The organism is Exiguobacterium sp. s63, assembly GCF_018617335.1.
Lineage (GTDB): Bacteria > Bacillota > Bacilli > Exiguobacteriales > Exiguobacteriaceae > Exiguobacterium.
The window spans coordinates 105,749-130,038 of record NZ_JACSKB010000001.1; the positions used below are offsets into that span (position 1 = coordinate 105,749).

At 46.6% G+C, this 24,290-nt stretch carries 24 protein-coding genes and 2 riboswitches; of the genes, 7 read left to right on the forward strand and 17 right to left on the reverse strand.

What is annotated here, in order from left to right; translation table 11 throughout:
* Positions 1–7: 7 nt before the first annotated feature.
* From KNO90_RS00550 to KNO90_RS00570, 5 genes are all read right to left on the reverse strand, one after another.
* Positions 8–913 carry a methyl-accepting chemotaxis protein gene (locus tag KNO90_RS00550; protein WP_214777253.1) on the reverse strand — a complete coding sequence of 302 codons (906 nt, stop codon included), beginning with the start codon at positions 911–913 and terminating at the stop codon, positions 8–10.
* Positions 914–1,071: 158 nt separating this feature from the next.
* Positions 1,072–2,373 (reverse strand): hypothetical protein, encoded by a 1,302-nt coding sequence (locus KNO90_RS00555; RefSeq protein WP_215112772.1) that lies wholly within the window; start codon positions 2,371–2,373, stop codon positions 1,072–1,074.
* Positions 2,370–3,563 carry a hypothetical protein gene (locus KNO90_RS00560; RefSeq protein ID WP_251127291.1) on the reverse strand — a complete coding sequence of 398 codons (1,194 nt, stop codon included), beginning with the start codon at positions 3,561–3,563 and terminating at the stop codon, positions 2,370–2,372. The genes KNO90_RS00555 and KNO90_RS00560 overlap by 4 nt, the downstream gene beginning before the upstream one ends.
* Before the next feature lie 59 nt (positions 3,564–3,622).
* Positions 3,623–4,921, reverse strand: a complete 1,299-nt coding sequence (locus tag KNO90_RS00565) for a hypothetical protein (protein WP_215112774.1) — start codon at positions 4,919–4,921, stop codon at positions 3,623–3,625.
* 99 nt (positions 4,922–5,020) lie between these two features.
* Positions 5,021–5,404 (reverse strand): DUF302 domain-containing protein, encoded by a 384-nt coding sequence (locus KNO90_RS00570; RefSeq protein WP_214740702.1) that lies wholly within the window; start codon positions 5,402–5,404, stop codon positions 5,021–5,023.
* Positions 5,405–5,565: 161 nt separating this feature from the next.
* Between KNO90_RS00570 and KNO90_RS00575 the strand changes: the two genes are divergently transcribed.
* Positions 5,566–5,961, forward strand: a complete 396-nt coding sequence (locus KNO90_RS00575) for a Spx/MgsR family RNA polymerase-binding regulatory protein (protein WP_012726343.1) — start codon at positions 5,566–5,568, stop codon at positions 5,959–5,961.
* A 29-nt stretch (positions 5,962–5,990) separates the two neighbouring features.
* On the opposite strand, the gene KNO90_RS00580 is transcribed toward KNO90_RS00575, so the two are convergent.
* The 5 genes from KNO90_RS00580 to KNO90_RS00600 form a co-directional block, all read right to left on the reverse strand.
* Complete coding sequence (locus tag KNO90_RS00580; RefSeq protein WP_012726344.1) at positions 5,991–6,653, reverse strand: methionine ABC transporter permease; 663 nt, start codon at positions 6,651–6,653, stop codon at positions 5,991–5,993.
* Entirely contained in the window at positions 6,625–7,659 is a 1,035-nt protein-coding gene (locus KNO90_RS00585) for a methionine ABC transporter ATP-binding protein (protein WP_215112775.1), read from the reverse strand. Before KNO90_RS00585 ends, KNO90_RS00580 begins: the two co-directional genes overlap by 29 nt.
* 11 nt (positions 7,660–7,670) lie before the next feature.
* Positions 7,671–8,492, reverse strand: coding sequence for a MetQ/NlpA family ABC transporter substrate-binding protein (locus KNO90_RS00590; protein WP_215112776.1), 822 nt, complete (start codon positions 8,490–8,492; stop codon positions 7,671–7,673).
* A 72-nt stretch (positions 8,493–8,564) separates the two neighbouring features.
* Positions 8,565–8,669, reverse strand: a riboswitch (SAM riboswitch).
* Positions 8,670–8,710: 41 nt separating this feature from the next.
* The gene (locus tag KNO90_RS00595; RefSeq protein WP_215112777.1) at positions 8,711–9,727 is read right to left on the reverse strand and encodes an iron-containing alcohol dehydrogenase; all 1,017 of its coding nucleotides are present in this window, start codon (positions 9,725–9,727) and stop codon (positions 8,711–8,713) included.
* Positions 9,724–10,899, reverse strand: a complete 1,176-nt coding sequence (locus KNO90_RS00600; protein WP_215112778.1) for an aminotransferase class I/II-fold pyridoxal phosphate-dependent enzyme — start codon at positions 10,897–10,899, stop codon at positions 9,724–9,726. Before KNO90_RS00600 ends, KNO90_RS00595 begins: the two co-directional genes overlap by 4 nt.
* 78 nt (positions 10,900–10,977) lie before the next feature.
* Positions 10,978–11,077, reverse strand: a riboswitch (SAM riboswitch).
* Between the two features lie 158 nt (positions 11,078–11,235).
* On the opposite strand from KNO90_RS00600, the gene KNO90_RS00605 reads away from it, so the two are divergent.
* The 3 genes from KNO90_RS00605 (at position 11,236) to KNO90_RS00615 (ending at position 15,488) form a co-directional block, all read left to right on the forward strand.
* On the forward strand, positions 11,236–12,336 hold the full coding sequence (locus tag KNO90_RS00605; RefSeq protein ID WP_214740712.1) for an AI-2E family transporter: 1,101 nt from the start codon (positions 11,236–11,238) through the stop codon (positions 12,334–12,336).
* Positions 12,337–12,606: 270 nt separating this feature from the next.
* On the forward strand, positions 12,607–13,851 hold the full coding sequence (locus KNO90_RS00610) for an MDR family MFS transporter (protein WP_214740714.1): 1,245 nt from the start codon (positions 12,607–12,609) through the stop codon (positions 13,849–13,851).
* 143 nt (positions 13,852–13,994) lie between these two features.
* Positions 13,995–15,488, forward strand: coding sequence for a peptide MFS transporter (locus tag KNO90_RS00615; protein WP_214740716.1), 1,494 nt, complete (start codon positions 13,995–13,997; stop codon positions 15,486–15,488).
* Positions 15,489–15,530: 42 nt separating this feature from the next.
* Here KNO90_RS00615 and KNO90_RS00620 read toward each other — a convergent pair whose 3' ends face one another.
* On the reverse strand, positions 15,531–16,826 hold the full coding sequence (locus KNO90_RS00620) for a glutamine synthetase family protein (RefSeq protein ID WP_214740718.1): 1,296 nt from the start codon (positions 16,824–16,826) through the stop codon (positions 15,531–15,533).
* 189 nt (positions 16,827–17,015) lie between these two features.
* Here KNO90_RS00620 and KNO90_RS00625 point away from each other — a divergent pair, with 189 nt between their 5' ends.
* Positions 17,016–18,053, forward strand: coding sequence for an SDR family oxidoreductase (locus KNO90_RS00625; protein ID WP_215112779.1), 1,038 nt, complete (start codon positions 17,016–17,018; stop codon positions 18,051–18,053).
* Positions 18,054–18,081: 28 nt separating this feature from the next.
* On the opposite strand, the gene KNO90_RS00630 is transcribed toward KNO90_RS00625, so the two are convergent.
* Together KNO90_RS00630 and KNO90_RS00635 are read right to left on the reverse strand one after the other, a co-directional pair.
* On the reverse strand, positions 18,082–18,402 hold the full coding sequence (locus tag KNO90_RS00630; RefSeq protein ID WP_214740722.1) for a YflT domain-containing protein: 321 nt from the start codon (positions 18,400–18,402) through the stop codon (positions 18,082–18,084).
* An 83-nt stretch (positions 18,403–18,485) separates the two neighbouring features.
* Complete coding sequence (locus KNO90_RS00635) at positions 18,486–18,698, reverse strand: hypothetical protein (RefSeq protein ID WP_215112780.1); 213 nt, start codon at positions 18,696–18,698, stop codon at positions 18,486–18,488.
* 97 nt (positions 18,699–18,795) lie between these two features.
* On the opposite strand from KNO90_RS00635, the gene KNO90_RS00640 reads away from it, so the two are divergent.
* Both KNO90_RS00640 and KNO90_RS00645 read left to right on the forward strand, forming a co-directional pair.
* A complete protein-coding gene (locus KNO90_RS00640; protein WP_353047816.1) occupies positions 18,796–19,854 on the forward strand; it encodes a GTP pyrophosphokinase in 1,059 nt (352 codons plus the stop codon).
* An 88-nt stretch (positions 19,855–19,942) separates the two neighbouring features.
* Positions 19,943–20,380 carry a MarR family winged helix-turn-helix transcriptional regulator gene (locus KNO90_RS00645; protein WP_214740726.1) on the forward strand — a complete coding sequence of 146 codons (438 nt, stop codon included), beginning with the start codon at positions 19,943–19,945 and terminating at the stop codon, positions 20,378–20,380.
* A gap of 44 nt (positions 20,381–20,424) precedes the next feature.
* Here KNO90_RS00645 and KNO90_RS00650 read toward each other — a convergent pair whose 3' ends face one another.
* From KNO90_RS00650 to KNO90_RS00665, 4 genes are all read right to left on the reverse strand, one after another.
* Positions 20,425–20,943 (reverse strand): class F sortase, encoded by a 519-nt coding sequence (locus tag KNO90_RS00650; RefSeq protein WP_214740728.1) that lies wholly within the window; start codon positions 20,941–20,943, stop codon positions 20,425–20,427.
* 73 nt (positions 20,944–21,016) lie between these two features.
* Complete coding sequence (locus tag KNO90_RS00655) at positions 21,017–21,814, reverse strand: DUF4397 domain-containing protein (protein ID WP_215112781.1); 798 nt, start codon at positions 21,812–21,814, stop codon at positions 21,017–21,019.
* 249 nt (positions 21,815–22,063) lie between these two features.
* Positions 22,064–22,771 (reverse strand): glycerophosphodiester phosphodiesterase, encoded by a 708-nt coding sequence (locus KNO90_RS00660; protein WP_214740732.1) that lies wholly within the window; start codon positions 22,769–22,771, stop codon positions 22,064–22,066.
* Positions 22,768–24,240: a carboxypeptidase M32 gene (locus tag KNO90_RS00665; protein ID WP_215112782.1), complete on the reverse strand. Its 1,473-nt coding sequence runs from the start codon at positions 24,238–24,240 to the stop codon at positions 22,768–22,770. The genes KNO90_RS00660 and KNO90_RS00665 overlap by 4 nt, the downstream gene beginning before the upstream one ends.
* Positions 24,241–24,290 lie beyond the last annotated feature (50 nt).

The following is a 24,290-nucleotide window of genomic DNA, read 5'->3' on the forward strand; positions in this document are numbered from 1 at the left end:
GGTCGGTTTAAAGGTTTGACGTAAACGTTTCCGCCGTCTCATGTAGTTCTGCGGCTGCCTGTTCGAACGTATGGAAACGGTCCATCGTCTGTTCCATCGTCTCGGCGCTCAACTGAATCTCTCGATTGGACTGCGTGACCCCATCGACAATTTTTTGGAGTTCAACATTCATGGCTTCTGTGTTTGAGTTGACGTCGACAACCGCACGCTCGACCATCCGGGAGAGGTTCCGAACTTCCGTCGCTACGACATTGAATCCAAGTCCGTGTTCTCCAGCCCGTGCCGCTTCGATGGCAGCATTGAGGGACAATAGATTCGTTTGAGCGGCGATTGCTTTGATTGACGACGCGATCTTGTTGATATCTTCAGCTTGGCGCCGAAGCTGATGGAGAGCGTGCAAGTTGTTCGCTGCATCCTCGGCGAGCCGCTCAATCGTTGCATGTAACACTTTCGTGTCATTCATCCCTGTCTTCGCCTTATCGTCGAGCACATCGGTCATCAATTTGAATCGACTGGCATAATCTTTGATCACTTCTTGACGTTCGGTGATATCCGAGGCAATCTTGACGACACCGACGACCTCTTCCCCTTCTAGGATCGGCATGTACGTTGCTTCTAGCCAAATCGTCTCCCCTTTTGCATTCAATCGTTCCACTTTATCCGAGAAACTGAAGCCATTCCAAAGCTTCTCCCAAAATGCAGGATAGTCCGGACTGTTCACGAAGGAAGAAGGACAAAAAAGATGGTGTTGCAGTCCAATCATCTCTTCTCGTTTATATTTCATTGCTTTCGCGAACGTGTCGTTCACATCGACTACACGTCGTTGACGGTCGAAGCGAATCATCGCCATATTTGTTTCGATTGACTTAAGTACATGGTTCGTCGTTGTTTCGTTCTGGTTCAAAGTACTCATTTATTTTACCGACCTTTCTTGACAATAGGATATTCGTACGAAATCGTGACTATTAGTGTAACGTATCCTGTCCCATTTCTTTATCCCGTTTTTCTACAGAAGGTCAATATCTTGAGTTTGAAGTTTTTACCAAATGAAAAGACGCCGACTGGCGCCTTTCACTCATCTAAATCAGGGAAATAGGAAAAGAATGTTTCCGCTCCCGCACTACTCAGTTTGAATGTTTGATTGCGTGATTCATCCGTCACATAGACGTCTATCTTTTTGGACCGCTTCTTGAAGCTTAATTGAAACTCCTGCCCTTTCCATCCGTCGATGATGGTGAGAAGGGGATAGTCCCCCACTTCCCCAGCTCGATCCACCGGTTCTGCCTCCTCAAATGCGTTCATCAAATCAGACATGTTGATGCCTGCCGCACGTAATGCGTCCGGATAATCAAGCGTTGTCGCATCGTCTAGTGATGATTTATGGACAAAGACGAACGGACCGCGCGGCACTGAAGGATTGGCAATGAGTCCTGCTTCAGTTGTTTCTTTAATGGACTCTTCCGTGGCAAACTCGCCTTTCGTGTACGTCAAGCTGACTTCTTCATTCACACGCTTTCCATTTTTCATGTATGAGAAAGTATAAAGAGGCGTCTTAACGTTTGGCTCTAATGTATCCGTCTGAAGAACACGTTCGACTTGCAACTCTTCGAACTGGATGGGTTCATGTGCCCATTCCTTCTCATTTAACACAAGGAACGGTTGAATGGATGGAGTCCCGTTCTCAGTCTCGAAGTAAAAATGGGCTGCTTTCAATTTGTCATTATATCCAAGCGCAATCTTAGCGGTTCCCATTTGCGCATTATATGGCTCAATGAAGGAGATAGGAAAGATTCCTTCCTGATTACCAACCGTTAATGCAATCGCTCCATTCAAAGGAGAAGTCAAATGAACCATCGTGTCTTCAAATAAGTTGATGGGCATACCGAGGTATTCTGATGAATCACTCTGCTCCACAATCTCTTCTTCCTCTCTTGTCCCGACTTCAATACTCGGGATGCTCGGAACCTCCACACCGGATGTCAAGTCAAGAAAATCGGGAAGTTCATCAATCTTTCCTAACCTCATGTTGGAATAGTCACCGTCGTAGCAAATCGTGTAATTTTCTTTTCCTTTCAAGAAAGTCACCAATTTATATGAGCTCGGGTCATAATCTGATATCATGACTTTCCGACTCACCGCATATGAATTGAAAACCGTCACATCCCCCTCAATCTGAGGGAGCGGTTCACCCGTACAAGCGCCGAGAATCGCAGTCGACCATGTCTCTGAGTCCGTATTCATCTGGTTCGCATATAAATCGTTCACGTTCCATTGCTCGGGCATATAGTCTAGCTGCACGACATCCTTCTTTTCACTACCACACCCTGTTAAAAGCACGACTGTACATAACATCAATAACATTCGTTTCATCATGACTTTATATACTCCGGAAATATCTCCAAGAATCGTTCCGCTCCTTCACTTGATAATTTAAATGTTTGACTCCGAAGTGAATCCGTCAGATAGATATCGATTTTCTTGGATCGCTTCTTAAAGCTTAATTGAAATTCCTGACCCATCCATCCGTCAATGATGGTAAGGCTCGAATAGTGATTCACTTCTCCAGCACGTTTGACAGGTGTAGCATCCTTGATTGCGCCCATCAAATCAGATATGTCGTTCTCTTCAGCCGTTAGAACGTTTGGATACTGAATATCGATTGCACCGTTTAATGGCTTCTCATGAACATAAACGAATGGACCATTTGAATCGCTCGCGTTTTGAACAGGATCATGTGTCGAAAATTCACTATTCAAATAAGTTAAACGAATCTCCTCATTCACACGTTTCCCATCTTCAATGAATGAGAACGTGTAGAGAGGCGTCTTGACACCCGGTTCAAGAATGTCTTCCCGAAGTACCTGTTCTACTTGTAGCCCTTCGAATTGAATCGGCTCATGTTTATGCTCTTTTTCATTCCACACGACTAAAGGAAGTATGGTCGTCAATCCATCTTCTTTCTCATAATAAAAATACGCTTCTTTCGATTGTTCGTCATACCCGAGCGCGATTCCCACTTCTTCCGATTGGGCACTAAATGGCTCTAAATGTGAAATGGGGAACAGTCCTTGTTGATTTCCAATCGATAAATCAATCTGGCCATATAATGAGGGTGTCACATGAATCATCGTCCCTTCGAGGAGAGAAACGGGCGCAGGATAGTGATGACCTTGGTCTTTTTGTTCCATTTGTTTCAGTTCTTCATGTGTACCCGGGCGAATCGTTGGTGTACTCAAGATGTCGGTCCCTTCTTCCGTATGAACGAAGTAAGGGAATTCATCTATCTCATCCGCCCTTATTTGCTCTGAAGCACTGTCATAGCAAACGGTGTATGGTTGATCTCCTTTCATATACATCACGATTTTATATGCATCGTCGAATTTTCGATTCAATTCATACGAGCGATAGACGGTGACGTCCTCTTCGATTCGTGAGATTGCATTCCCGGAACATGCATCGAGTAAATCAGGAGTCCACATCACCGACTTGGCATCCATATGACCTGATTGAAGATCTTTCACATTCCAGTTTTCTGATATGTAATCTAACTTTACGACATCCATTTCCTCATCACCGCAACCTGTCAATAAACCTACACAACAAATGAGTAAAAGGATTCGCTTCATAGTGTTTCCTTAAGGCGCGGAAATATGTCTAAGAACGATTCCGCTCCTTCGCTCGATAATTTAAATGTTTGATTGCGGAGCGGGTCCGTTAAATATATATCGATTTTTTTCGAACGTTTTTGATAACTGATTTCGAACACTTGTCCTTTCCACCCATCCGTTAAAGTCAAATATCGAAAATCTGAAACATCTCCGTAGCGGTCGACGGGTTCTGCTTCATTGATCATATCGAACAATTCTTCAGATTCATCTTTTGTTGCCTCACTATACTCTGCGAAATCCATTGACTCTCCATCATATGGTTGGCGATGAACGATCGCCCTTGGCCCAGCTTCTTCAACAGGCAACCAATCTTCAAACATCGGGTCAGGTTCTTCACCGTTTTTTAGCAACGTCCCGGGAACGAAACGGATCGTCATCGTTTCGGTCACACGTTTCCCTTTTTTCAGATACGAGAAAGTGTAGAAAGGAATTTCCTCTCCTTCGTTCAGTTCACGAGCTGTAGCGACAGTCTTGATTTCTAACTCGGAAAAGACGGTATTCTCTTTTGACTCCGGGTCCTCTAACTCTTCAAACTCGATCGGTTGAGGCATGAAAAATTGACCATCAAACGAGTAGAGAATATATGGACGAAACGTCTTTTTATCATATCCGATGGCAATCTGTTGATTCGGCATCTCAAATCCTCGTGGTTCGAACTGCGCAATTGGATAACGAATCGCCTTGCCACCAAGTTCTATTTCAAGTTCGCCGTAGAGTGCTGGTTCGATTTCCAGTAACGTATGCGGGAACGGGGTGATGGGCTTCCCGTCGATGTCCAACCCTTCTGCTTCTACTAACTCATCTTGTAGTGCGGAAGATGTCTGATGAATACTTGGGAGTTGTGGAAGTCGAATTCCATCACTTGTATTCACAAAGTCTGGAAACGAGTCAATCACTTCCGCCATCAATTGATTGGTGTAACTTTCACGACATACGACATACCGTTCGTCACCTTCTAAGTACGTCACGACTTTCATCGTATATGGGATCATGGCTGAAACAGGTTCGGTTCTCCCTGCAATCGCCGTTTGATATACTGTGATGTCACCCTTTAATTCGGTTGCACGCTCCCCCTCACATGCAGCTAATACTTCTTTCGTCTCATGGACTTCAATCATTTCCCCTTCTTTTGAATAGCTTTCCACACTCCACTGATCTTCTATGTAATCTAGTTGAATGACTTCTATATTAGATGCCCCACATGCGCTTAAAAATGAAGCACTAAGTAACATCATGATTCCTCTTTTGTACAAAATATCCCCTCCTATAATCTCCTCATCCAATTTTACCATTATCTAACTATCCTATACGGAAAAAATCCGCTCACGTTTCATGAGCGGATGGTAGAACAATCATTTACTTTGGTCGATGGCACGTTTCAATCTAGATTCGACGTCTAAAGCGATGTCGTGTAACGATTCGTCATCGATGAGGCGAATCAATTCTGTCGGTTTCGGCATACCGATTTGGGTGTGGTCGCCTTTTTCGAATACTGCGATTTTACAAGGGAGGAAGTACCCTCCTTCTAAATGATGCGACAATACTTCTTTTGCCGCCTTCGGATTGCATACTTCTAAGATGCGATACTTCCCATCAATCCCCTGTCCTTTTTTCTCGAGTGTCTCACTCAAATCAAAGTCCCACAATACACCAAATGACTCTTCTTTCAGTGATTCGTTGAGTCGGTCGATCACGTCCTCGACGGTACGGTCAGATTGTACAGTATAATCAAACATCTTCATTCCTCCTTATGTGGTTACTCATGAAATCTGTACCCGAACGAAGTCGTCCTCAATCAAAAAGAAACTGTATGTGATTTGAAACATAATCACGATACGTAACGTATAAAAGGAGATAATAGTTAGAACCAAACTGATGTAAAGGAGAAGTGGTTGTCGTGACGGTCACGGTATTCACGCATACGAGCTGCAGTTCTTCCAGAAAAACGATTGATTGGTTGCGGGAACAAAAGATTCCCTTCATCGAAAAGAAATTGACAGACCAAGGATTATCCTTTGGAGAGTTTAAAGAAATGTTGAGTCTGACTGAAAATGGGACGACCGATTTGTTGTCGGTACAAAAGAGTGTTTATAAACAAGCGGCAGAGAAACTCGACGAAATGTCGATACGTGAGCTATATAGCTTCGTCGCCTCGAATCCTCAAATCCTGAAAAGTCCGATCGTCTTCGATCATCACCGCATTCAGGTCGGGTTTAGTGAAAAAGAGATTCGGACGTTCATCCCGAGACATGACCGCATCGCTGAACTGAAGCGTTTGCTCCATAACGCATAAATCGTGCCGCATTCGCGACACGATTCTTTTTATGCCTTTTTTAATTTTGCGGCCAGTCGATTCCCGAAGGATTGGATGGACTGTACGAGAAGGATGAGGACGAAAATGGTCACGTACATGACCTCCGGTTCAAAGCGGAGATGTCCATATTGATAGGCGATGTCGCCAAGTCCTCCTGCCCCGACGAGTCCCGCCATGGCCGTCGCTCCAATCAACCCGATTGTCGCAATCGTCAATCCGAGAACGATGGAAGAACGTGCCTCACGGATGAGGACGTACCAGATGATTTTTCTCGTCGAGATGCCCATCGCCTCATACGCCTCGATGACCCCGCGGTCGACTTCAAGAAGAGCAGATTCCATGAGCCGCGCGATGTATGGGGCGGTGAAGACGATGAGTGGTAGAAGCACACCTTGCACCCCAATCGTTGTACCCATGATGAAACGTGTGAAGGGCAAGATGAAAAACAATAGAATGATGAACGGAATGGAACGGATGACGTTGATGACGCTCGATAAACCACCATAGACGAATCGGTTGGCGAGTCTTCCGTTCGGTCTTGTCAATACGAGCAACGTCCCGAGCGGCAATCCGATCAAGGTCGAAATCAAAAGAGCGATACTCGTCATCGTCAAGGTTTGGACCGTTCCCGTCCAGATTAAGTCACCCCAGTCTGTCCAAAACTGTTGCATGGTTTGACACCTCCCTCACATGTACGCCGCTCGTTTTCAAATAACGGACGGCGAGTTCTGTTTGATCTTGATCCCCATCAAGATGGACGAGCAAATTTCCGACGAGACCCGCCTTTAATTTTTTAATCCCGCCTCCGATGATGTTCGGGAGGATACCGAATCGTTTGGTCAATTGTGCCAGGACTGCTTGTTCCGTCTGACTGCCGATGAACGACAAGTGGACGAGCGTCCCGCGGGTCTGGAGTTCAGAGACGACTTCTTCCGGCACGTCGAGGTTCGTCTTTAAAAACTTCTGGGTCGTCTCGTGTGACGGATTGGAGAAGACGTCTAGTACGTGTCCTTGCTCAATGATTTGGCCACGATCGATGACGGCGACCCGGTCACAGATTCGTTCGATGACTTCCATCTCATGCGTGATCAAGAAAATCGTCAATCCGAGCTCGCGATTGATTTCGAGCAGTAACTCTAAAATCGACTCGGTCGTCTCAGGGTCGAGTGCACTTGTCGCCTCATCACTGAGGAGAATGTCTGGCTCGTGGGCGAGCGCTCGCGCAATGGCGACGCGTTGTTTTTGTCCACCCGACAATTGTTCAGGATAATGGTTCCGATGTTCGCTCAGTCCGACGATTTGAAGATAGCGGTCGACCCGTTCTCGGATGACCTGTTTCGCGAGACCTTCGAGACGAAGCGGGATGGCGACATTTTCTTCGACGGTCGCAGTCTTCAGCAAGTTGTAGTGCTGAAAGATCATACCGATTCGCTGGCGTAACGTCGACAGCCCTTTCTTTTTGAGGAGCGTGATATCTTGTCCCTCGATCTCGACAACCCCTGATGTCGGACGCTCCAAGAGATTGATCATCCGGATGAGCGTACTCTTACCGGCACCACTTCGCCCGATGATTCCGAAGATTTCTCCTCTCTCAATCGTGAGGGAGACATCATCAAGTGCCGTGATTGTGTCTCCGTTGACCTTGAACTCCTTGGTGATCTGTTTCAGTTCAATCATAAGACCCCTCCTTAAAACGCCGGCACGACCGAACCATTGAATTCTTCTTCGATAAAGGCACGTACTTCATCTGAATGATAGTAAGACTCGAGCGTCTTCACGACTTCATCTTCTTTATTGGCTGAACGGACGACGACGTAGTTCGGATACGGGTTGTCGACCGTATCTTCATGGAAGAGGGCATCTTCATTAATGGATAGACCCGCTCCCATCGCGAAGTTCGTGTTGATGGCTGCGAGTGCCACTTCCGGGAGTTGTGTCGGCAGTTGGGATGCTTCGAGTTCAATAAATTCGAGGTTGAGCGGATTCTCAGCAATGTCGCGCTTCGTTGCTTTATCCGTCAATCCTTCTTTTAACGTGATGAGCCCAGCTGTTTCATATAGTCGTAACGCACGGAGCTCGTTCGCCGGGTCGTTCGGGACGGCTACTTTATCGCCTTCCTTTAAGTCCTTGATATCCGTCAATTTCTCTGAATAGAGCCCCATCGGGAAAGCGACTGTCTTGAAGACGTCGTCAATCTTATAACCCTTGTCCGCTTTTTGCAGTTCGAGGAACGAGAGCGTCTGATAGCTGTTCACGTCGAGACTCCCTTCATCGAGAGCGGTGTTCGGCGTGTTGTAATCGTTGAATACTTTGATGTCGATTTCAAGCCCGTCCTCTTTTGCGAGCTCCTGTACTTTCTCGGCAATCTGTTCGTGTGGTCCACCAGTCACGCCGATCGTCAGCTCTTTCGTGCTGAGCGTCTCGCTCGCCTCGGATTGTCCGCACGCTGAGAGTGCGATGGCCGCAAGGATAGATGTACCTGCCAAAATGGATTTTTGTTTGATGTTCATGAATGATTCCTCCTCCAAATGAAAGCCCGCTACTCATAAAGAGCGGCGGGCACGACACGTGAAAGTCGGACACGCTCATCTCCCAGACGTCTCGTCTGTTGGAATTAGCACCATGATCATTCCTGATCTGGTTGCCGGGTTTCATCGGGCCAGTCCCTCCACCACTCTTGATAAGCAATCGGTTCTATTATTTTGTTATTATATTACTGATAAAAGAATTATTTGTAAACTAATTCTTGAAGATTTCTTAAAATTTCTTTTAATCGGTCGGTATCTTCGACCTTGTGAATGCCTTGAATCGTCATTTCTTCGACGACATAATCGACCAACTCATCGATTTGGTCAAAGCGAATCCCAAGTTGTTCAAGTGACGTCGGTGCATCGATGGATTGTAGCCATTTTTCAAGAAATAATGTATCTTCGGATGAGATCATTCGTTCTTGAACGATCAGCCCAAAGCCTACCTTGTCCCCGTGCAACCAATGATGCGTCGAGTCAAAACGACTGAGTGCGTTATGCACCGCATGGGCGACGGCGACACGGGTGCCAGCATCACCGAATCCACCAACGGCACCACCGATGGCGAGGACATGATCGACGATAAATCGGATGTCCGTGTCGTAACGGCGGAAATCATCTTCACGAATGGACAAATCCATCAACGCGCCGCATTGTGCTGCAAGTGAGAGCCCCGAGTGAATCCCTGCATCTCTTGATGTTGTTCCGCTAATATATCGAGCCTCGAACCACTTCGCGACCGTGTCAATCACCCCGGCTCTGAAGTAATCGTAAGGCGAATCGCGTAACAGTCGTCTGTCCGCAATGACGCGCTCGATGACGACGGGGAACGTATCATATCGTAAATATGTACCATCTTCACCATAGATCACGCTGAGCGGGGTGAAGGTGGCACAGTTTGACACAAGTGTCGGAACGATGATGAGCGGGACCGACTGGGTGAATGCAATCCGCTTCGCCGTATCAATCAATTTACCACCACCGACGGCAATCCAGACGTCAGGTCGATGAGCTTTTAGTCGTTCGACTTCTTCGTCTGAACATTCTCCGTTAAATCGTATACTTGGAATTTCAGCTATACGAGGGGACACGCGTACCGCTTCGTCGTATCCGTTCAATCCTCTCAAAATGAGTGCCTCTCGGTTGCCAATCAACGTATGAAGGTCATCGAGAGCATCATTCGAATGGTCATATTCGAGCACGGCCTGACGAATCACAAATGCACCTCCTCATAGGCTGCAAACAGTCTCTCAATCCGTTCTACCGCTTCATCAATCTTCTGTTCCGATGATACGAGACCAAACCGGATGTGGTGCTCCCCCTCCGTTCCAAAAAAGTAACCCGGTGTGATGGCGACGCCCGCCTCGTGTAGTAACTTTGTCGAGAATGATTTCCCATCACCCTCAGGAACTTTCGCCCATACGAAGAAAGAACCTTTCGGTGCCTCAATCGCCCACCCTGCGCGTCGTAACCCGTCAATCAATCGGTTTCGTCTTGTTTCATAAAGTGAGGCTAAGTCGTCACGTAATTCACGCGGGGATTCTAACGCCACGATCGCTGCTTCTTGAATGGCAGAGAACACAGAGACGTGGACATGATCTTGATACGTATTGATCGCCTCGATGATATCTGCGTTCCCGACTGCGAACGCGACACGCCATCCCGACATGTTGAACGCCTTCGACATCGTATACACTTCAATCCCAATTTCTTTCGCTCCGTCTGCTTGGAGAAAACTTGGCGGGACATGCCCATCAAAGCCTATGCTCCCGTAGGCAAAGTCGTGTACGACCATCAGATCATGGTTTGCGGCGAATTCAACAGTTTCCTCAAAGAATGCTGGCGTTGCGACGGCACCGGTCGGATTGCTCGGGTAGTTCAAATACATGAGTCGAGCATGAAGCGGATCGAGCGTGGCGTAATCCGGGAGATAGCCGTGTTCTTCCTTCAACGTCAAATCGATGATGTCCGCTCCCGCGAGACGCGCGCCCGAGATATAATCGGGATAGCCGGGGTTCGGGAGCAAGATGCCTTCACCCGGCTCAAGAAGACATTGGGGCAACGTGATGAGACCCGATTTGCTGCCAATCAAGATGGCCACTTCTCGCGCAGGGTCGAGGTCGACTCCGTATTCCCGGTGATAAAATGCGGCCACTGCTTCTTTCAGTCGAGCCTGCCCTCGGAACGGTCCGTATTGATGTGTCGTCGGGTCAGTTAATGCTCGTTCAAGCGCCTCACAGATTGGAGCTGGCGTTGGTAAATCGGGGGTGCCTTGTCCGAGTCGGATGACGGTCTTGCCACTCGCTTCTACTGCCGCGACTTCCTCTGCTAAGCCGACGAAGTGTTGTGTCGGTAATGATTTTAATAACTTGGAACGTCTGTCTGCCATAATTGGTCCTCCTAATACGAAAAAACACCCCTTTCTGAGGAAAGGGGTGCTCGATACAGACGTATGTAGTCAACCACCTTTCCATCTCTCAAGGTCACCTTGCTGGAATTAGCACAGTATTTTGCAATCTGTTGCTGAAGCTTCATCGGGCCAGTCCCTCCGCTTCTCTTGATAGAAAGTGTCATTCGTTATGTAATTTTTGTATGTCCCTAAGTTAACCAGACATTCCCAACGGTGTCAAACATTTTTTTCAAGGTGAACATCTATTGAATCCTTTTCAAAAAACATTCATAGTAAAAGAGTAGAAAAATTATATTTGTATGAGGGGATAGAGCATTGGAGCTTAATCGTCAACTTATTTGGAAGCTGAGTGTCATCGGGCTGATCTTACTCGTCTTATGGCGTGTCATCAGTGAACCGGATACCATTTCACGTGTCTTACAATACACGTTTCAGTTACTGACCCCTATCATCATGGGGATTGCCATCGCCTTGTTACTCAACACCGTACTCTCTTATATTGAAGAACGGTTCCACTTGAAGCGGTATCAAGGACTACTCATCGTCTATATCACATTTATCGGAATCCTCGCGATTTCCGTCGTCACGTTGTTCCCGCGGATTTACTCGAGTCTCGCATCATTGATCGAAGAACTACCGGTCTACATTCGACAAATCGATGCATTTCTTGGAGACGTGAACAATTATTTGAAAGATTATAATGCGACCATCGCCAAAGCGATTGATTTTGCTCAATTCGAAGCACGCTACTCGGGTTGGGTCGAGACGGCTGTACTTTCATCTGTCAGTTATGTCTCCAGCTTCACGATGACCTTGATTAACTTCTTGATCGGGATTGTGATCTCGATTTATTTATTGAAAGATAAAGAAGTCTTTGCCCGTATGTTCAAGCGCCTTCTCTATGCGTTGCTGCCAGTCGGTACTGCTAAGACTACCATCGATATTTTTCAAGAGATGGATTACATCTTTAAACGGTACATCATCGGGAAGTCTCTTGACTGTCTGATCATCGGTGTGCTGGCTGTCATCGGACTTTTACTGATTGGTGCGCCATACGCCTTATTGCTTGGGGTCATTGTCGGTGTCTTAAACTTCATTCCGTATGTCGGTCCACTTCTTGGAATGATTCCGGCGTTCATCATCACCTATTTTTACGACCCGTTCACGGCGTTGCTCGTGCTCCTATTCATCTTCCTGCTACAACAATTCGATGGACTGTGGCTCGGTCCAAAGATTTTAGGAGACAGCGTTGGCATCACGCCATTTTGGGTCATTACCTCAATCATCATCGGGGGCAGCTTGTTCGGTCTCATCGGAATGTTTGTGAGCGTTCCCATCACGGCCATGATTCAAGTCGTTTTATCTCGGTTAATCGATTATCGACTCAATCGAAAAAATTTAAACGAGTTACTTTGATCCCCTTCACAATTTAGTTGACATATTGAATAAATGTGTCATACAGTTGAAGTGAAGATTAACAAATAATAGAAAGGAGAGGTTCCCATGTCAGTTGTATCTTCGAAACCATTCACTCAAGTTCATACTGATTGGCAGGCACCTCTTCGATTGATTCATATCTAAGACGCCTGCCTATCGAGGCATGCATAAACAACGTGGGACGTCGTATGCCTTCATGCATATGACGTCCCTTTTGTGTATCAAAATTAAATAAAGCAGGTGACTTTTATGTTTCAATCACTCAAACGATTAGATCGCAACATTTGGATTCGTTTCTCTGGTGAAACCATCACAGGGATTATGATGTTCATGATTGCCCCGTTCCTCGTCTTATATTATAGCGACCAGTTGGATAGTTACCTTCAAGTCGGAATCATTATGGCAACTGGTCCAATCATGGCCCTCCTTGGATCCATCATCGGAGGGCGACTCGCGGATATATACGGACGCAAACCAATCATGATGATTGCGATTGTCGGCGATGCGCTTGCATTGATCGGATTTGCATTCGCGGACTCGTTCTGGCCCCTACTCTTATTGAACGCCATGCTCGGTTTGACGAACTCACTCTTCCATCCTGCGGCTAGTGCAATGGTCGCTGACGTCACAGAACCTGAGCATATGAATGAAGCGTTCGGTCTCCTCCGGATGGGACATAATATCGGTGCTGCATTCGGTCCTCTTCTTGGGAGTGCCGTCTTATTCATCGACCGCGAACTAATCTTTTTCGCAGCGGCATTTGTTTTCGGATTATATGCACTTGCCCTCGGGACATTCATTCATGAATCACTACCTGAGAGCACAGAAGAAGAGACGCCAAGTAATCGAGAAGTATTGCGCGTATTTTATAATGATCGCGTGTTTCTCATCTTTATCTTTGCGGGTATATTCATATCAATGGGATTCTCTGTCGTCGAGAGTATGTTACCGCTCTTTTTGAAAGAATCGCTTCCAACGTACACAGCGCAACAGAATCCATTCCCGTATTTATTGGCACTGAACGGAATCATGGTCGTCCTTCTTCAGTTCCCGATCGCATCAAAACTTGGGAACAAACCGTTTGGAAAAGTCATGTTGGCTGGAGCAACGGTATTCGGGGTCGGGATGATGTTGATCGCGATCGTGCCGCGACTATTATACGCGCTCGACACGCCATACGTACCACTCGTCACAGTATTACTAGTCGTTTACGCTTTCTATACGCTCGGCGAAATGATCATGTCTCCCGTACAACAAACGTTCATCGCTTTGATTGCACCAGAAAATATGCGTGGTGCCTATAACGGGGCTGCGAGCATCCAATGGTTGATTGGTGGTGTCACGGCTCCGATTATCGCAAGTATCTTTTTTGACAATCGCGCAGGACACATCGCATTGATTCTGATCGGCTGCGCGAGCTGCCTCTCAGGAATCATCTATTGGCAACTCGGACGTCATGTTCAAGCGACGGAAGCGAAACAGAAGTCGGCGTAGTCACTTTTGGACCACACTCTATGTTTACGGAAGTGTGGTCTTTTCGTTCTTTTCAACTGTATTAAAATTTGAAATTATCATTCAATTCACTTTACAATCATAACAATCCTTTTTATGATAAAACGGTTAAGGAGGGATCTTTCATGGAAAGGATCGACAAACAAACAATCGTGGATAGTGTTCCACAAAAAGGGTTTTTAGGACAACCGAAAGGGTTGTTCACATTGTTCTTTACAGAGTTTTGGGAACGTTTCTCATACTATGGCATGCGGGCTATTCTCGTATTCTATATGTATTATGAGGTTTCCGAAGGTGGACTAGGGCTTGACCGAAACGTCGCACTCTCCATCATGTCCGTTTACGGAGCGCTCGTCTATATGTCTGGGGTCATTGGGGGATGGCTTGCGGACCGGATATTCGGGACATCACGGGCCGTATTCTTCGGTGGTGTGTTCATCATGCTCGGGCATATCGTGCTCTCCATTCCAGGGAGTGTCGTGTTCTTGTTCATCTCGATGGCATTGATTGTCATCGGTACCGGGTTGCTTAAACCGAACGTATCAAGCATTGTTGGGGATATGTACAGTGAGACGGACCGCCGTCGTGACGCTGGATTCAGTATCTTCTATATGGGAATTAACTTGGGTGCATTTATTTCACCACTCATCGTCGGTCAAGTGCAAAAAGACTATGGTTTCCATTGGGGCTTCGCCCTTGCTGCCATTGGGATGTTCATCGGTCTCGTCGTCTTTGTGATGACGCGTAAGACGAACCTTGGCTTGGCAGGTTCATATGTACCAAACCCATTGACGCCTGACGAAAAGAAAAAGACAATCAAAGTCGTCAGTATCGTTACCATTGCCATCGCCATCTTACTTGCCATCTTGATTCCAATCGGATGGTTCACAATCAACACCTTCATTACGTTGGTCGGGGTGTTCGGGATTGCGATTCCGACGGCTTACTTCATCATCATGTATCGTAGTCCGAAGACGACAGAAGTGGAACGCTCGCGAATCATCGCGTACATCCCATTGTTCATCGCATCGGTCATGTTTTGGGCCATCCAGGAACAAGGGGCGACAATCCTTGCGAGCTATGCGGATACACGGACCGATCTCGAGTTTTTCGGCTTCACGTTGTCGCCGGCTTGGTTCCAGTCATTGAACCCGCTCTTCATCATCATGCTTGCCCCGGTCTTTGCTTGGCTATGGGTTAAGCTCGGTGATCGTGAGCCGAGCATTCCGACGAAATTCGCATTCGGGATTTTATTTGCCGGAATCAGTTTCTTGGTCATCCTGCTTCCTGCCTACTTTAGTGGACCTGATGCCCTCGTCAATCCGCTCTGGCTCGTATTGAGCTACTTCATCGTCGTCTTGGGTGAGTTGAGCTTGTCTCCGGTCGGATTGTCGGCAACGACAAAGCTTGCACCAGCTGCATTCTCTGCTCAAACGATGTCACTCTGGTTCTTGTCGAATGCTGCCGCACAAGGAATCAACGCGCAACTCGTCAAGTTCTATTCACCAGAGAATGAGATGCTTTATTTCGGGATGATCGGTGGTGCTGCCATCGTCTTAAGTTTGATTCTCTTCGCACTTGCACCGAAGATCAAAGTGTATATGCGTGGAATTCATTAATCTAATAAAGAAGCCAGCCGATTCAATTCGGCTGGCTTCTTTTTATTTTCGTACTTGAATGAGTGACAAGTAACGATCAATCATATTGTGGTTAAAGTAATCATGGAAATTGTCTTGTTTCAGTGACTGAATCGATTCATGGAATGTCGCTGGAAGTGAAGCGATTCCTTGACTTTCAATTTGTTTCGCCGAGTACTCGAATAAGTCGTCTTCATTCGGTGAAGATGGGACGAGTTGTTGTTCGATTCCCTCAAGACCTGCATAGATGAGGGCGGCGAGTGCTAAATAAGGGTTCGCACTCGGGTCAGGATTTCGAACTTCGACGCGTGTCGCACTTCCACGGGATGCCGGGATACGAATCATCGAACTACGGTTCGATGGGCTCCAACAAATATTGACCGGTGCCTCAAATCCTGGCACGAGCCGCTCATATGATTCAGGTAGTGGATTCGTGAAGATGGCGGTCGCGCGAGCATGCTTCAAGATTCCTTCAATGAAGTGACGTGCCGTTTTCGACAAACCATAATCTGCATCAGCCTCATCAAATGCGTTGTTCGTCGCATTCCCAGCGTCGTCATTCTTCCATACCGAGATGTTGAGATGCATTCCAGATCCGTTCACATCACGCAACGGTTTCGGCAAGAAGGAAACGGAAGCTCCTTTTTCTTTTGCTGCGATTTTAACGATTTCCTTAAAGAACTGGATGTTATCTGCTGTATGGAGAGCATCGTCATATTTGATGCCGATTTCATGTTGTGCAGGCGCGACCTCATGGTGTACGGCCTCGATGTTGAACCCAACATTGCTCAAGCGGTTTGCGATATGCTGTCGGACTTCATAACCCTTGTCCTCTGAACGGGTTGAAAAGTATCCAGCCTCGTCATAAAATTCCCCATTCTCATCAAAGATGAAGAATTCAGGCTCCGCTCCGACAAATACCGAGTACCCATCACGAGCAGCACGTTCAAGGGCCTCTTTCAATACATTTCGTGGGTCGTATTCGTAACGCTCTCCTTCCGGTGTACATACGTCACAGAAGAACGCTAAAATCTGTTCATCCCCATCTTGCTCATACCGTGGACGATCTAAATCCGGTCTCAAGAATAAGTCAGAGTTTTTGATGGAAGAGAATCCGTTGATGGAAGAGCCATCAAACATCGTTTTTCCTTCAAATACCTCTGGCAACAATTTTGCCGAAAGGGTCAAGAGTTTCAAGTCACCGAGTACATCTGAAAAGTAAAGATGGATTTGGGTGATGCCTTTCTCTTGTACCGTTTTCTCAATCTCTTGTTGCTTCTTTGCTACGTCATCCTTGTCTGTTCCGAATAGATTTGCCATGATTCTTTAAAACCTCACTTCAATGGATTTGACAGGCAAGCTGTCGTTACGCACCGTTTGTACGCTTCTCTATAGTTGATAACCGACTTCTATTTTTTCTAAACATGGAATTTCAAAAGAGGTGAAGTGGCTACATCACACGAGACTTGGTATGATGGATGAAGAATGCGATAGAGAGGGAGAACGCGATTGTATATTTTTATGACTGGTGGAACTGGATTTTTAGGAGGACGGCTCGCCAAAGAGTTGATTCAACGAGGACATCGGATCTGCATGCTTGCCCGGACACCTGAGAAAGTAAAGGCTCAATTCACTGAGAAAGAACGTGAATCAATTGACGTGTTATCAGGGGATTTGACAGCAGAAGCGCTTGGTGCGGATGAGCGCTTCATCGATACACATTCTGGGAAGATTGATTTATTCCTTCACATGGCGGCACTCGTCAAATTTGATGAAGGACTCCGCAAAGAATTGTTTGAGACGAACTTGACCGGAACGAAAGAGGCTCTTCGATTGGCTCAGGCGGTTGATTGCCAGAGATTTTTCCATGTGAGTACCGCCTATACACTCGGTGCTAAAGAAGTCGGTGGCGAAACACTTTACGATGTCTCACAATCGTTTTTAAATCCGTATGAAGAGAGCAAGGCCCACGCCGAACAAGCCGTCTGGCAGATGCGAGATGAGTTTGACGTGTCAATCTTCCGACCAGCCATCATCGTCGGGGACTCTAAGACGGGTGAAGCGGATTCGAAATTCACGATGTACGGCTATATGAAAGCCCTTGAATTGTTCAAACGTAAGTTAGAGCGTCGTGGTCATGACCTTGACACGATACGGCTGATCGGGTCCGCGACAGGCACTTCAAACCTCGTCCCTGTCGATTATGTTGCGGACGTCTTATTGGCCGCCATCGAGCACGCAAAGGCGAGCACCATCTACAACGTGACGAACGATGCACCACCACAAAACAAGACGATGCTTGATTATATGAAAGACTCATTATCATTCCCACATCTGACGATTACGGAGACACCGGCTACGACACTCAGTTCAGTTGAACAATCGTTTAACGAGATGGTGAAAGTGTTCAATCCTTATTTGAATCGAAACATCACCTTCCATGACGAGAACACGAAACAGTTATTACGAGATGCCGGTTTTTCCCCACTTCGACTCGATCACCAGTCGTTACGCCGTATCGTGAATGCCTATTATCAGACAAAATAAAAAATGGACCGGGGTTGCCGGTCCATTTTCATTTATCACAAACTAAAACGATTTTTCCGTCTTTAATTTCATGTTCGAGGGATTCGACCATTTCTTTCGTGAGTCCGAGGCTCTCCATTTGTTCCATTCGGTCATCTGAGTTGCTCGTGAACTTAGATAACAACGACTCGAACATCCCTTTCTCCGGGATACGATATGGCTGGACGCCGGCCTCTGCGGCCAAACGAACCGTCAATTCTTCATCTTTCGCAAATAAATAAATATGTTCGTTCACACAGCCGCCCGAGACCATCTCATTCACCTCGTGGTCCACAGTCGTCATATCATTCACTACTCTCGTCTCTAACATGCCCATCCTCCTATACGTTCACAATTATTTCATTGTTTTTATTATTCCCCGAAAATGAGCAGATAAACATGATTGTTTGAAGTTTATTCGTGCGTCCATTCTTCGATCCCGAAGTGCTCCACGATTCCTTTGATTCGCTCTCGCTCCCCTTCAATCATTGATCTCCCCTCTAATCGAGCGGTGACGACGAACTTGTTCTCTTCTTCCCGAATTCGAGATATACGATACCCTGCTTGTTGCAGTAACCCCGCAATGATTTCAACTTTCTCTCTTTCACCTGATCGGAACGTATGCATTCATTCCATCCCCTTTCATTTCTGTGACGCTTCCATGCTATCATATCGTTTCAGAATGATGATGATATACTAAAGTTAGAGAAAAGGAGTGATTTCCGTGCCGAAACAAGACTTGAATACAATCATGCTTGAATACTTGAATGAAAAAGAAGATTACGAGGCGTTTGCCACAAAGCTGAAAGCACTCCTCAGTGAACTGTTGACGGAAGCCGGAATCCAATTTCATTCAATTGTCGCACGTGCCAAGGAAGCGGACAGCCTGTATGCTAAGCTATCACGAAAACCATACCAGTATCGCTCATTACGAGATGTCCAGGATTTAGCAGGGATTCGGATTGTGACGTATTTCCATGATGACGTACGGGCCGTCGCACAAATATTAGAGGACGAGTTCACCATCGACCGTGAACAGTCCATTGACAAGTCGACATTACTAGATGCCAATGAATTCGGTTATCTTTCCGTGCACTACGTGGTAGAGCTGAGCGAGAAACGACTTGCGCTTGGAGAATATCGCCGATTTGCTGAAAAGGAGGCAGAAATACAAGTCCGCTCGATTTTACAGCATGCTTGGGCAGAAATCGAACATGACCTCGGATACAAAAACCCAAATGCTGTCCCACCGGAAATCAAACGAAGTTTCAGCCGGGTCGCTGGTCTTTTGGAGATTGCCGACTCTGAGTTCGTTAACATCCGAAAACAATTGCGGACGTTCGAACAAGAAACGGTCGAACAAATTCTTGATTCCCCTGAAAAAGTGACAATCACGCGAGATAACTTGAATTATTACATCGCGAACGATCAAACTGTTGAAAAACTAGACAATGCTATTTTCCAGAGCGAATGGTTGCTTGAGACCGATCTCTCGGCCATCGTTGAATTGACGAGAATGTTTCATTACGCCGATATTCGAACGTTCAAAGATTTGAATGACACACTCTCTATGTATTTCACGAGTGCCGTTGAATGCGCATCGCATTTACCGTCCTCTTTGTTACCAAGACAAGGGATGGGGGTTGTCTATGCTGTCCTTGCGAAACTATTGGCGGAAGGAGATGATCCTCAAATTGAATTCTTCTTTAGACGCTTCTATCCCGACCTGAAACATTATGAAGACATCATCCAACAAATTCGGACGAAAGATGAGCCTCTATAACTTTACAGACAACATGTTTTTGATGTAGAATGTTTTTATGATCTGAAGTATATATGAATAATATTTTTGCCAGGAGGTAGTTTCGAGGATGACAACACCTGTACAGACGGCTTCACGTCGTCAGCTCGTCGCTGATGCTGAACGTGGAATCCGAATGAACTATCGCGGAGTGAAAAAAAATCTCCGTTCGATGTTCTCACAATATCTAACCCGTAATGAATTCTTCATCCTACGTTCTCTATGCCAACAAAGTCCTCAAATCGCCTCTGCTTTGTCGAACGAGTTTCAATTCTCGGCTTCGATGATCACGGCACTTGCTGACGAGTTGACGAAAAAAGGATTGATCTCTCGCGAACGTAGCGAGCGTGATCGTCGTGTCGTCGAACTTCAAGCGACAGATGAAGGTCGTGCATTATTTGAGACACTTGAAGACATGAAGATCGAATATTTGATGGATGTCTTCCATGATTTTTCTGATGACGAACTCATTTTACTTTCGAAATTATTAGATCGAATGGATGCTTGACTCATACAAAAAAGGAGATGCGGACCTTATGGTCGCATCTCATTTTAATTAGATTCAACTAAATGGGCCGTGACCACGATACGATCGAGATACCCCAGATTTTCATCATAAGGTCCTGCGCATGTAATCAATTGAACCCGACTTGCCTGTGTGGCCGCAAAGATCGATGCGAGCGGCACTTGATCTACTCGATATTGGTTGACACTGACCACTTCATACGTTGCGATTTGATCTTTCCGTTGGAGGGTCACCACTTCTCCAATTGGAAGTTGATTTAACTTCGCAAAGATGGCTGGACCGTTCAGATCATCGAGATGACCGGATAACACCACATTTCCCATCTCTCCTGCTTTCGCTCCATATTGATACCACCCGACCTTGTCCACTTCGGACGGGGTGTCCATTCGACCGACCTCGTCCTTCCCGACCGCTTCGATCGATGCCTCGACGGAAATCGATGGAATAATCAGTCGGGATGGGACGAATCGATTCGTGTGAAACGACTGTCGATCAATCTGTTTTGATGTCAATACGAGAGGTTCTGCAAAATCAGCCTTCGGCATGACAAAGGTTTTGTCTGGAGCGTCTGCTTGTGAGTCAAAGATAAGAAATAGGAGACCTCCTATAAAGAGAAGTTTAAGCGTCTTGCTTCTGACGACGAAAGACGTAGAACCCAGCCGCTGCCGCTCCAACTACCGCTGCCGCGAGCAACCAGTTCATTGATGCCGTCTGAGCAAGTCCACCTTGCCCTGTCTCAGGTGCCATCGCCATTTCTCCACCGTCAGCGGCGAGAAGGACTTCAAACGCTGGTTCTCCTTCAAGGAGTCCGATTGCGAATGCTGTATAGTTTTTGCCACCTTCGAGTGCGACACCGTCAAGTGCTTTCACGACATCAGTCGCTCCAGCCGGACGCACTTCAAGGTCATACGTCCCCGCATCGAGTGTGCCATAATCACTTACTGCTTTGAACTCGAGGTTTGAGAAGAGTGGGTCGCCACCTTTAGGTGCGACATCAACCGCTGGTGCATCTGGTGCGAAGTGAGCGACACGAACTTTCGATTTACCGTCTTCAAAGTTTGCATCGTCTTCCATTGCAGCGATTTCGATGTTCTCAAGCTGACCAATCGCAGCGGCTGTATAATATTTGCCTGCTTCGATTGAAAGGTCTGCTGCAACAACGACTGTTTCTGCATCCCCTGCCGGCTTGATTTCAACGTTGTAATCCCCTGCAGGAAGTGTCAAATAGTCTGTGAGATCTTTGAATTCGGCTCCCTCGACCGCGACTTCCCCATCCACATACACGTCAACTGCCGGTGCATCAGGTGAAGCATGTAGCACACGGACCATTGCGTTTTCGTGTCCATCGGCACTAACCGGTAAGACGAAAGCGAAAGCCAGTGCTAGAGTACCCAGTAAAGACATCAACTTCTTCATGTGAAATTTCCTCCTTTTTTCTACGGTAACCTACGACGTGCATACAACAAATGTGATGCAGTGCTACATGGTGTGCTACATCTGATTGCTATGTAGCTCGGTGACATCTTAAACTTAAGACAATCCGACAGTGACGTAAAGGGAACACTATGCCGTGAATGTGCTCCGATATGCTCACGATTGAAAGCGCTCCCTTTACAATATAGGAAGTTCCCTACTAAAAAATATATAAAACCCTTTAGTCTGCAACTAAAGGGTTTTTCTTGACCACTCGACGTCATTGACGAAAATGGCATCGACTTGTAACGCTCGGCAACGCTCGAGTTGAGCATCTGTCTTAATCGTATAGGGTCTGACAGGTACACCATTCTGTTGCAACCATTTGATTTCAGCATCCGTGATGCGGTCGATGTGAGGATGGACCCCATCGGCACCGACTGCTCTCAGATAGCCGACCATGTCAAAGAGTGGTTGTGCAATCAAGATGGCCGCTTCGATTTCTGGTCGCATCCTCTTTAAACGATGAATGGTCTCATGATTGAATGAGGAAAACAAAATGCGAGACGGTTCAATCCCACTTGCATCGATGGCATTGATGATCTTTGTTTCGATTCCCTCATACCGAAGGACATCCGTCTTCACTTCAAGGTTCAATAGCACCGATTTGTCTTGGACAAGCTTCAATAAATCTTGAAGTGTCGGGATTTTATCCTCACGACCATGACGGATCCCCGCATTGAATGCTCTCAATTCATCAATGGTACAGGCGGAAACTAGACCGTTTCCATCTGTCGTTCGATTTAACGTTTCATCATGAATGAGAATGAGTTCGCCATCTTTCGTCATATGCACATCCGTCTCAATCCCATCTGCGCCTGCCTCAAGTGCGAGGTTGAAGGCAGACATCGTATTTTCCGGGAGGTGTGCCATCACGCCTCGGTGTGCGAATCGCTTCATTTGGAGACGGTCTGATATTTCTTCGTCAAATAGCGAACAAGAGGCTGTACTGAGATTTCTTGACCTGTCACTTTATGAATGAGTTCGTTCGGTGTGAGACGCTTCCCGTATTGATGGACATGTTCTTGCAACCAAGCTTTGACTGGTTCGATTTCACCGTCTTGAATCAACGTTTCAAACTCAGGGAGATCCGCTTTTAACGTCTCCGTCAATTGAGCCGCATAAATCAACCCGAGCGCATAGCTTGGGAAGTATCCGAATGATCCACCTGCCCAATGCACATCTTGAAGAACTCCTTTGGCATTCGACGGAACATCGAGCCCGAGATATTCCTTATACTTTTCATTCCACGCGGCCGGAAGCTCATCGACGGAAAGCGTCCCTTGAATGAGTGCCTTTTCAAGTTCGTAGCGGATGATGATATGGAGACTGTAAGTCAATTCGTCCGCCTCGATCCGAATGAGGGACGGCTTAGCTTCATTCACCCCACGGTAGAAAGTATCAAAGCTGATGTCCTCGTATGCTGGATGCAACTGTTGAAGTTGCGGATAGACGCGACCTAGGAACGCTTCACTTCGTCCGATGAAGTTCTCAAAGAAGAGCGATTGCGATTCATGGATTCCCATCGATGCTCCTCCTCCAAGGCCGAGTTCATCGAGCATCGGGTCAATTTGTTGCTCATAGGTCGCATGCCCGGCTTCGTGCATCGTACCAAACAGAGCATTTCGGAAATCTGCTTCGTCATATTTCGTCGTAATCCGGACATCGCGTCGGTTGATTGTAATCTCAAACGGGTGCACGGTCGCATCCAATCGACCACGTGACAAGTCATAGGCGACGACGTTCATCCAGTCGTGACAAATTTTTTCTTGCACGTCCGCAGGCATCGACCAATCCATGGAGAGCGATTCTTTCGGAAGCTGTTGAATCAATGGCACCAGTTCATCTCGGAGTGAGGCGAACAATTCATCTAACAGTTCGACCGTCATGCCGGGTTCGAAATCATAAAGGAGTGCGTCGTACGGATGCTTCTCATAACCGAAATATTCCGCAAATGTTTGCTGGAAGCCGATGATTTTCTTTAAGTACGGAGCGAACATGTCCCAATCGTCCTGTTCCTTCGCTTTTTCCCATGCTGTTTCCGCCTCGGACACAAGTGTCACATAGGCTTGATACTCGTCATGTGGGATTTTGGCGTTACGCTCGTATTGCGTCTTTGCGACAGCAAGTGAACGTGCTTCAACATCAGAGAGCCCCTCCTCATCTGACATGCGCTCGAGCAGTGAGGCAAATGATTCACTTGTTTGCCGTTTGAACGCCTCGGTCGACAAATAACCAATCGTCTCCGCACGTAAAGGTGCCGATTGTTCCGGCATCTGAGTGCGCATATCCCAATATAAGAGAGAGATTGCTTCATCAAAAGCGCGTAGTTGTTTAAAATGTTCTCGCCATTCTTTCGTTATTTCCATTTCAAGTCACCCCTATATGTCATATTTTCTCTTTCTATTTCATTATAGCT